3 protein-coding genes are annotated in these 1,651 nt (G+C 36.7%); all 3 read right to left on the bottom strand.

All coding sequences use genetic code 11. The features are described 5' to 3' along the window. Positions 1 to 139 precede the first annotated feature (139 nt). Complete coding sequence (locus HRJ06_RS22855) at positions 140 to 847, bottom strand: IS3 family transposase (protein WP_242035340.1); 708 nt, start codon at positions 845 to 847, stop codon at positions 140 to 142. After that, complete coding sequence (locus HRJ06_RS22850) at positions 805 to 1,230, bottom strand: IS3 family transposase (protein WP_242035341.1); 426 nt, start codon at positions 1,228 to 1,230, stop codon at positions 805 to 807. Before HRJ06_RS22850 ends, HRJ06_RS22855 begins: the two co-directional genes overlap by 43 nt. Before the next feature lie 47 nt (positions 1,231 to 1,277). Then, the gene (locus HRJ06_RS22845) at positions 1,278 to 1,571 is read right to left on the bottom strand and encodes a transposase (RefSeq protein WP_174735231.1); all 294 of its coding nucleotides are present in this window, start codon (positions 1,569 to 1,571) and stop codon (positions 1,278 to 1,280) included. Between the last annotated feature and the right edge of the window lie 80 nt (positions 1,572 to 1,651).

Raw genomic sequence — 1,651 nt, 5'->3', positions numbered from 1 at the left:
TGGACTTCTGTCAAGAAAGTAGACACAAAAAAATGAGACTAGATTCTCCTCAGAATACTACCGCACTTCGTTTGGTGGGGTGTTAAAAATGACCACTCGATAAAACGTGACTGGTCATTTCTAACACCAAATGTCTAATTTATGAGATATCTTCAAGCTCTGACTGATCGTGTTTTCTCTCGAATTGATTCGGAGAACAATTTCCCAAAGTCGAGTGTTTACGCTTTTCGTTATAAAAATTGTTGATGTAAAAATTGATCGCTTTTATAGCTTCTGCTCTCGTAGTAAAACGCCTTCTATAGATTAAATCTTTCTTTATCGTGGCGTGAAAGGATTCGATACAAGCGTTGTCATATGGGTCGCCTTTTTTGCTCATACTAATTTGCATTTTATGTTCATTTAATGCATCGATGTAATCATTAGAACAGTATTGAGAACCACGATCAGAATGATTAATAACTCCTTCAGGTGGCTGCCTTGATATAATGGCCATGTTCAAGGCCTGTATGGTCAACCCTTTCCTCATATTACTCCCTAGACTCCACCCTACTATTTTTCTAGAAAACAAATCCATTATCGAAGATAAATATAACCAGCCTTCGAGTGTCCAAATATAAGTAATATCAGCTACCCAGACTTTATTAGGCTTCTCTACGTTAAACTCCCGTTTAACCAAGTTAGGGTACACATTTAAATTATGGTTTGAATCAGTAGTCACTACGAATTTTTCTTTTGGAGTAGCTGTTAGAGCAAGTTCTTTCATTCTCCTGGCGACTGTTTTCTCCGAAATGGTATATCCCCACTCTACCAAGTCATCGTGCACTCTAGGACTGCCATAAGTCCCCATGCTCTCATGAAAAGACTTACTAATCTTTTGTTTGATTTCATTCTTATAGGCCTCTTTTTCNTAAACTCCCGTTTAACCAAGTTAGGGTACACATTTAAATTATGGTTTGAATCAGTCGTCACTACGAATTTTTCTTTTGGAGTAGCTGTTAGACCAAGTTCTTTCATTCTCCTGGCGACTGTTTTCTCCGAAATGGTATATCCCCACTCTACCAAGTCATCGTGCACTCGAGGACTGCCATAAGTCCCCATGCTCTCATGAAAAGACTTACTAATCTTTTGTTTGATTTCATTCTTATAGGCCTCTTTTTCAGATTGAGGTTCATTTTGATTCTTTAACCATTTATAAAAACCGCTCGGTGAAACCTCAAGTACTTTGCACATCTTCACAACAGTATGTTCATCACGATGGGCTTGGATGAACGAATAGATTATTCCGGGTTTTTGGTGAAGATGTGCATCGCCTTTTTTAGGATTTCATTCTCCTCTTTTAGTTGCTGTATTTCTTTCTCGTGTTGCTTTTTAAGCTTTTCTAACTCAGATGGAGTAATATAAACTTCTCCAGATTGATTGGCATTTAACTTCTCTTTATAATTTTTGACCCATCTACTTAAAGTCTTATAAGAAATTTCTAATTCATAAGCTACATCAGTTGCCTTTCTGCCTTCTTCTACCACTAACTTGGATACATATTCTTTGTACTCTTGTGAAAAGTGCTTCCCCATCTTGAACACGTCCTTTTAAATGATATTTATATTATAAATAAAATCTCATTTTCACGTGTCCACTTTTTAGACTAACTTTA

The sequence above is a fragment of the Mesobacillus harenae genome (assembly GCF_013343715.1).
GTDB classification, from domain to species: Bacteria; Bacillota; Bacilli; order Bacillales; family Cytobacillaceae; genus Mesobacillus_A; species Mesobacillus_A harenae.
This window is presented reverse-complemented; position numbering and strand designations above follow the sequence as displayed.